Origin of the sequence: Paenibacillus sp. SZ31 (assembly GCF_012912005.1) — a bacterium.
GTDB lineage: Bacteria > Bacillota > Bacilli > Paenibacillales > Paenibacillaceae > Paenibacillus.
Window position 1 is genome coordinate 233,162 of record NZ_JABBEA010000009.1, and the last position, 7,503, is coordinate 240,664.

7 protein-coding genes are annotated in these 7,503 nt (G+C 45.0%); 6 read left to right on the forward strand and 1 reads right to left on the reverse strand.

What is annotated here, in order from left to right:
* The first annotated feature begins 33 nt into the window (after positions 1 to 33).
* The 5 genes from HF638_RS18460 (at position 34) to HF638_RS18480 (ending at position 5,390) form a co-directional block, all read left to right on the forward strand.
* Positions 34 to 744, forward strand: coding sequence for an MgtC/SapB family protein (locus HF638_RS18460; RefSeq protein ID WP_076333552.1), 711 nt, complete (start codon positions 34 to 36; stop codon positions 742 to 744).
* A gap of 147 nt (positions 745 to 891) precedes the next feature.
* On the forward strand, positions 892 to 1,485 hold the full coding sequence (locus HF638_RS18465) for a hypothetical protein (RefSeq protein WP_169481496.1): 594 nt from the start codon (positions 892 to 894) through the stop codon (positions 1,483 to 1,485).
* Between the two features lie 26 nt (positions 1,486 to 1,511).
* The gene (locus HF638_RS18470; RefSeq protein WP_169481497.1) at positions 1,512 to 2,921 is read left to right on the forward strand and encodes a DUF4097 family beta strand repeat-containing protein; all 1,410 of its coding nucleotides are present in this window, start codon (positions 1,512 to 1,514) and stop codon (positions 2,919 to 2,921) included.
* Positions 2,922 to 3,092: 171 nt separating this feature from the next.
* Positions 3,093 to 3,515, forward strand: coding sequence for a peroxide-responsive transcriptional repressor PerR (perR, locus tag HF638_RS18475; RefSeq protein ID WP_026081471.1), 423 nt, complete (start codon positions 3,093 to 3,095; stop codon positions 3,513 to 3,515).
* Between the two features lie 144 nt (positions 3,516 to 3,659).
* The gene (locus HF638_RS18480) at positions 3,660 to 5,390 is read left to right on the forward strand and encodes a glycosyl hydrolase family 18 protein (RefSeq protein WP_169481498.1); all 1,731 of its coding nucleotides are present in this window, start codon (positions 3,660 to 3,662) and stop codon (positions 5,388 to 5,390) included.
* Between the two features lie 271 nt (positions 5,391 to 5,661).
* Here HF638_RS18480 and HF638_RS18485 read toward each other — a convergent pair whose 3' ends face one another.
* The gene (locus tag HF638_RS18485) at positions 5,662 to 6,042 is read right to left on the reverse strand and encodes a DUF2614 family zinc ribbon-containing protein (protein WP_169481499.1); all 381 of its coding nucleotides are present in this window, start codon (positions 6,040 to 6,042) and stop codon (positions 5,662 to 5,664) included.
* Between the two features lie 122 nt (positions 6,043 to 6,164).
* On the opposite strand from HF638_RS18485, the gene HF638_RS18490 reads away from it, so the two are divergent.
* Positions 6,165 to 7,043, forward strand: a complete 879-nt coding sequence (locus tag HF638_RS18490) for a nucleotidyltransferase-like protein (protein WP_348982119.1) — start codon at positions 6,165 to 6,167, stop codon at positions 7,041 to 7,043.
* The last annotated feature ends 460 nt before the right edge of the window (positions 7,044 to 7,503 follow it).

The window sequence follows — 7,503 nt, forward strand, 5'->3', positions numbered from 1 at the left end:
TCATATTAACAACTTCGAGGAGGAATACCGACTTTGGGCGATCCCTGGTTCATTGATGAGTGGCACATTTTATTACGATTATTACTGGCCATGCTGCTTGGAGGGCTCGTAGGATTAGAGCGGGAACGGTCCAATCATGCCGCCGGTTTGCGTACCCATATTCTGGTATGTCTTGGTTCTGCACTGATTATGATGTTGTCTGTTTATGGCTTTAAAGATTTTGCTAATGAATTAAACGTAAGGATCGATCCAGCGCGTCTGGCTACTGCTGTAATTACTGGTGTCGGATTCCTGGGAGCAGGGACAATTCTCTTTACGGGAAAATCCATTACCGGACTGACTACAGCAGCTTCAATCTGGGTTGTTGCAGCCATTGGGCTCGCAGCAGGTGCGGGATTCTTTTTTGCCTCTATCGTATCCACCGTTCTGGTATTGCTTAACCTCTGGGTATTTAACAAATTAGAGTTAAGGTATCTACGAGGGAACAAACTGCATGTCGTTACACTTCATACCTTGTCAGAACCCGGTTTTCTGGAACAATTGTCTTCATGTATGGAGCAGGAGAAGATCAAAATTCGTAAAATTACGGTGAATGAACAGGACCTGGCTTATGCAGAGATGATATCGGTTGAACGCAAAATTGAGATTGTGCTGCATGTGCAGGTACCTCATGATTTCAAAACAGTAGGCCTGGTATCCAAGTTAAGACAGTGGGAACACGTGACCAAAGTGTCGATCGAATAAATGAAATAGAACCCTCCCCAGGCCAGCAGTGCCGGAGGGTTTTTGGTCATATCCATATTTCTTCCAGTTACTCTCCTTGCTCTTTAGGGTACTATCTAACCAAATGCATGAAGAGCGGAAGGTCAGTTCAGAAGAGAGGAGTATGTTATGAAACGGAGACGTCAATCGAACAAAAAAACCAGTACAGTTCAGACCAAACCTGTCAGGAATCGGACTCATAAATTTATTGCAGGGTTATTGAGTGCCATTATTCCAGGCTTGGGCCATATTTATCTGAGATTATACATGAGAGGTTTGACCTTTATGCTGCTTGTTTTGCTTGATCTGTCAGCAGTGTTGTACTTCTCATCCATTGGTATACAGATCAATGTGCCATTGCTCATCTTGCTGGCTTTATGTATTCCGGTTATTTACTTTTACAATGTATATGATGTGCTACAATCTGCGGATTGGGTCATGATGCGTAGACGTAGAGCAGTAACCCAGGCAACTTCGGACAAGCCGATATCCAATGAACGTTCTACACGAGATGCAATGATGGTCTGGGAGAGAGGCATATCGTTCGGATTACTTCTGATTGTGGGAGGGTCTTTGATGGTGTTGTTCTTCCGTAAACCACGCTGGTTCCAAGAGATCCTCGCCATGTATGGCGGGTATTCCTTTGCGATTCTTATGATCGTAGGAGGATTGCTTCTGTTCGGGCGTGAGTTCTGGGTTATGTTGAACAAGAAAAAAATGTAGTTGAAACGATACAAGGGGGGAACGTGATGAACCGTAAAGTCCGGGTTGGCCGCTATACGGCTGCCGCCTTAATCATAGCGGTCGGTGTGCTGTTGATTTTGGATAAACGGTGGGGAACTGACTATGTATATGAGATGGTGGACTGGTGGCCATTTTTGCTCGTTGTTTTAGGCGTGGAATATATTGTGCTGTTCCTGTGGACACGCAGAAGAAAAAAGGTGCAATCGAATAATCCAAGTAATCCTGATGACCCCATAAAAGTACGTTTCAGACCCGATGCCAAAGGTATTCTGGCCTCATTGATTTTGGCGGCTTCTGTATTTATCGTTACGGAACAGGATCACTACATGCACTTATGGAATAGAGTGAGTCTAAATCTCGGAGCGGCTTCCATGGACTACAGTCAAGCTGCAGGATATATGGAGGATAAGGGCACGATTCGTGTACCTGTTGGTATGGATACGTCAGATCTTGTGGTCGAAGGTGTGAACGGGGATATCTCGGTGCAACGGGGAGACACGGAGGAGATTGAAGTACGAACAGTTATCTGGGTAGATCAGACGACGGAAGTACAGGCGAAGGCCGTAGCGGATGCTTCTTTTGTGGAGACCGATGGTACGAAAGTAATTCATATCAAAGCTACAGGCAAGACGTATGGAGAAAATGAAAAAACGCAGCCACGGATGAATATCACCATAACGATTCCGGATGATCGTCGCTTTAATCTGGATATTCGAACTTCCAATGGGGCCATATTGTTAAACCGTCCGGAAGCCATTAGTACCATATTTGCCGAAACGGGTAACGGACGGATCCGGATTACCAATGCCGTTGGAGATATTTCAGGCAAAACGTTAAACGGAGATGTCATCGTAGCTAATGCCATTGGTAATGTAGACCTTGATAGTAACCGTGGAGACATGAAAGCCCGCGGCGTTTCCGGTGATGTCGAACTGACCACACAAGTGGGGAGTATCAGTATTGCAGACTCTGTTGGCGAATTCACGGCAGAGACACGTAACGGCAATATTACGCTGGATGGTGCCAACCTGGGAATCAAGGCTCAATCGCTCAATGGCAGTATTAACATCGTATCTGCCAAAGTCGGAGGTGACTGGGATGTGTACAGTGCTGTAGGTGCCATTAACGTGCTACTGCCTGATCGGGGCGACTACAGTCTTGCTGGTTCCAGCAGTTATGGAGATTTAATTACGGATTTGCCTTTCAAAGTACAGAATAAAACGATAGAAGGCCAGCTCGGTGAGGGCGAGTACAGGGTGAAAATTGAAGGCAACAGTGATCTCACCATTCAGAGCAACCCGGCCGTGTCTACGCCTGAAATAGTTACACCGGAGTCTGAAGATGAAGCTGAGAATCTGGAACAGACAACCGAAGACGAAGCAAATTCCCAGGAGGATTCTACAGAGGTTCCTTGACCGCCGCGTTGACAATAAACTTGTAATCGCCGTACAATAAATGTACACTGGCAAGATTACACGACACGAAAGATGTGTTGTCGTTGTTAATGGCCGGGAATCAACTCTGTACAAGGAGCCAGCAATATACTCTTCAACAGAGAATGAATGAAAGGTAAGGCGGTGGGTTTTATGGCAACACGTGTCCAACATGCGTTGGAGCATCTGAAAACGACTGGTGTCCGTATTACACCCCAGCGTCATGCCATATTGAACTATCTGATGGAATCCATGGGGCATCCGACAGCCGATGAAATTTACCGAGCCCTTGAACCCCAATTTCCCAGTATGAGCGTGGCGACGGTATATAACAATTTGAAGATGTTTCTGGAAGCTGGCATGGTCCGGGAATTGACATACGGAGATAATTCAAGCCGCTTCGATGCCAATGTGACGGATCATTATCATGTTATCTGTGATCAATGCGGCAAGATTGAAGACTTCAGCTATCCTTCACTCAAAAGTGTAGAGCTTCAAGCGGAATCTAGTACGGGTTTTGAAGTACACGGTCACCGATTGGAAGTATATGGCGTTTGTAAAAGTTGCAGGGATTAAGAGAGTTGAATTACAATATTAGCGTGTAGAATTCAGTATGGATTCTTCGCGCTTTTTTTTTAGCATTTATGCAAAATGCTCATTTCTATAACAACTTATGCGCACATCCTTAAGATTCAGCATAATTAACGGAGGTAGACGTTTTTGGGTAGAAAAAGCAGATATACAGGTCAGAAGCGACGTTCATTTTGGCCCGGTTTTCTCGGGGTTTGTCTGATCGCTGGGGGTGCTTACTGGCTTATAACGAATGTATGGTTGAATCAGACTCATGAAGACCCCGATTGGGTAGGGAGAAACCAGCCTATTTTTGTGGATGGGCAACTGATGGACGGAGAGGCTTCGGGTACAGGAGATCAACTCAAGTTACCTGTGAAGGTGCTGCAAGAGGCGATTGATGAGGGCATACGTTATGAACCAGAGTCGGGAGATATCATTATTGCCTCCCCTCAGCGAGTTCTTCATATGAAAGAGGGTAGCACACAAGCAGAACTGAATCATAAAGATTATCCTATGACGGTTAAGCCAGAGGTTAAGGATGGAGAAGCATACATTCCGCTCAAACCTTTGAAGGAAGTATACGGCATAGCTATACAGGAAGATTCGGTAACAGGTGCTGTGCTGCTGATGCGCGGAGGAGACACGATACAATATGCAGAGATTGATACGTTGTCATCCAAAGCGGACAAAACGGTGCCGTTGTATAAACGTGGGGGAGAATCCTCACCAATCATTGCCGATATGGAAAAGAATGCCCGAGTACGTGTATGGCAGACGGGGGAAGAACAGAGTTTTGTTCAACTCGATAATGGATATGCCGGATACGTAGGTAATGATTATATTGGGCTCACCGAGAAAAAGAAGGTGGACATGCCCAAGTATACGCTGACTGCAGCAGAGAAGAAGTGGCAGAATAAACCGGTAAACCTGGTTTGGGAAGCCGTGTATAATCGTCAGCCTGATGTGGACTCTATCGGTAAAATGCCTGGTGTGAATGTGGTTAGCCCCACATGGTTTCATATTACGGATGGACAAGGCACTGTGAAAAGCAAGGGAAACCAAGCTTATGTGAACTGGGCCCACCGTTCCGGTATGGAAGTATGGGGACTTATGGATAACAGCTTTGACCCGGACATTACCAAAGAAGCCGTAGCTTCTTATGAGACACGAACTCATATTATCGAGCAGATGTTAGAGTATGCACAGACGTATCAGTTGGACGGTATCAACATCGACTTTGAGAACGTGTATACAGATGACGGGCCGAATATTACGCAATTTGTGCGTGAGATCAAGGCGATGGCACGCATACATGGATTGATGTTATCAATCGATGTAACACCAAAATCCAACAGTGAGATGTGGTCTGCCTTTCTGGATCGCCGTTCATTAGGTTCTTTTGCAGACTATGTTATTGTGATGGCCTATGATGAACATTGGGCGGCTAGTCCCAAGGCGGGTTCGGTAGCGTCCCTTCCATGGACTGAGGCTTCCATGAGACGCATACTTGAGGAGGATGAAGTACCTTCTAACAAGTTGATCATGGCGGTTCCACTCTATACCCGGATCTGGACGGAAGAGACGAACGATCAAGGGGAGGTTAAGGTGTCTTCCAAAGCGGTAGGCATGAATACCATTGTAGATCTGATTCAAGAAAAGAAACTCAAGCCCGAACTGGATCAGGCAAGTGGACAGAACTACGTGGAATATGAAGAAGACGGAGCTACCAAGAAAATATGGATCGAAGATGCCGTGTCCCTTCAGGCGCGTGTGGATTTGATTGCTTCGTTGAAGCTGGGCGGAGTAGCGGCGTGGAATCGCAGTTTTGCCAATGCTTCTGCGTGGGAGATATTGAAGCAGGCTGGTTACCAGAAATAAAATCCTTTGGCTCCGGTATTGAATCAACGCTTTCCTTGTTTTACTTCGTAGATTCAAAAGATGTTCCCGTTTGATACCATCATACGTGCAATCTAAGTTTTATTGGCCGTAGGACTTATAACTTAACTTCATATCTTAGCTAGTTATAACAGTAACAAGGGTGACATTTATAAACCAAAGTCAAAAAAGGTCCGGTAGACATACCGGGCCTTTTTTTGTTCTTCAATGAAATTAAGGTGAAAGACATCTAGCGGTTGGAGATCAATTCGTACTACCCTTCGGTGGGGGGGACTGTTGTAGAAGGCGCTTTCACTTGTTGACTGGTCGTATTGGCCTTATTAGGGTCAAGGGTGAGGATGGTATGACAGAACATACAACGATCCGTCTTGCCCAGCATTTTGGTTAACTTCCCGCATTCCGGGCAGTCGACTTGTACAGCGCTGGTAGAGAGCATGCCAGCCCAGAAATAGATGGCGAGGCTGGCCATCATGGCAATCAGTCCGATGACAAGTCCTACAGCTGCGAATACCTTGCCTGCATGTCCCCAGAATACAATCCCGGCTGTTCCCAGTATCATTAGGCCCATACCTAGCATGGTCAGCAGTAATCCCCAAGTGCGAAAAGCATTAATTTTTGCTGATTTAAAAATCATGAAAAATGCTCCTATCGTATGAGTAGTATCGGACCTGGAAAAGAAGGAAACTTCAGTCTGGATGTAGAATTACATTATAACTGACTTGGCGCTTATCTGCCATGAAATGTATGGAGGGAATCGTGGAATTAAAGAACCTTGCTTTTTTGTCCGAACAGTCGGAAGAGACGGGGGCAGTTGGGGCTATCGCTTATTCCCACCCGGGAGAGCGATTCCACGGCTCCCTAGTTCAAGATTTTGAATTATTAGTACTTGTTGTTCATAATGATGACCAATTGAAGTCGACGGTAGGACATTACAGATATGGTGATCTTCGTTATCAAATGATCTATGCGAGCCGTCATGAGTTACAGAGTAGTGTCGTTACCGGGAATCATAATAATCTCACCCAGTGTCTGATTGAAGGTGAGATTATCTGGGAAGCGGACAGCACCTTAAGTGATTTACGAGAAGAACTGTCGTCCTTTGGGACAGAATTGCGTGAACAGAAGCTGCTTCATGAATTCACCAGTTTCTTGAGAATGTATGTGGAGGCCAAGCGTCATATCCAGGAAGGGCATGTTGTAGACGCCTACTACAATGTATTAGAGGCTCTGGGAAACTGGGCAAGAATTGTATTGATTGAACAGGGGATATACCCGGATCATGCCGTCTGGACTCATGTACAGAATCTGGATCGTGCTTTGTGGAAACTGTATCAGGAGCTTACCGTAAGCTCCGAGACGCTGGAGCAGCGAGTAGAGCTTGTCCTGCTTGCCTGTGAGTTTTCCGTAATGTCCAAAATGAGTGAATGTTCAGAACTGCTGCTGCGTGTGTTAAGAAGTCGCAAGGAGCCGTGGAGCATGAATGAACTTGTTCATCATCCGCAGTTAAGATTTGTTCGAGAAGATCTGCCTTTGGTTATACGCAAGCTGGTCTTTCGTTCTATTGTAAAAGAATCTGCAGGATGGCCATCGATCGGAGGAGAGGGCCGAGAAATTCGGTATTGGATTGAGGCATAATCTTCTCCAATAGCTTGGCATTATATGGATCACATAAGGGAGGGGAAACCTTCCTTTTTTGTTTGTTTAATAATTTATAAAAAAATGTTGACTCTCATTCGTGATATATGATACATTATATTTCGTTCCTCAAACGAGCTTATCGCCAACAAACGATAAATTCTTCAGAGGAAAAGTGGAGAACTAAAGCTTCAAAAAAAGAAAACAAAAAAAGTTCTTGACGAAAACAAACGAAATGTGTTACATTATTTAAGTCGCCGCCGAAACTTGGTTGAGACGAAAGAAGAGTAAAACAAATCGTGTTTGATCTTTGAAAACTGAACAACGAGTGAGTAAACATTCTGCTTGCAGAATGAACGCGAAAGTTTGAGACAAGCCTTGGTTTGAATCGACTGGAGCACAAATGAGATTTTTAATCTCGTCAGATTCAAAATGAGCTTATCGCTCTTTTCAATACTTT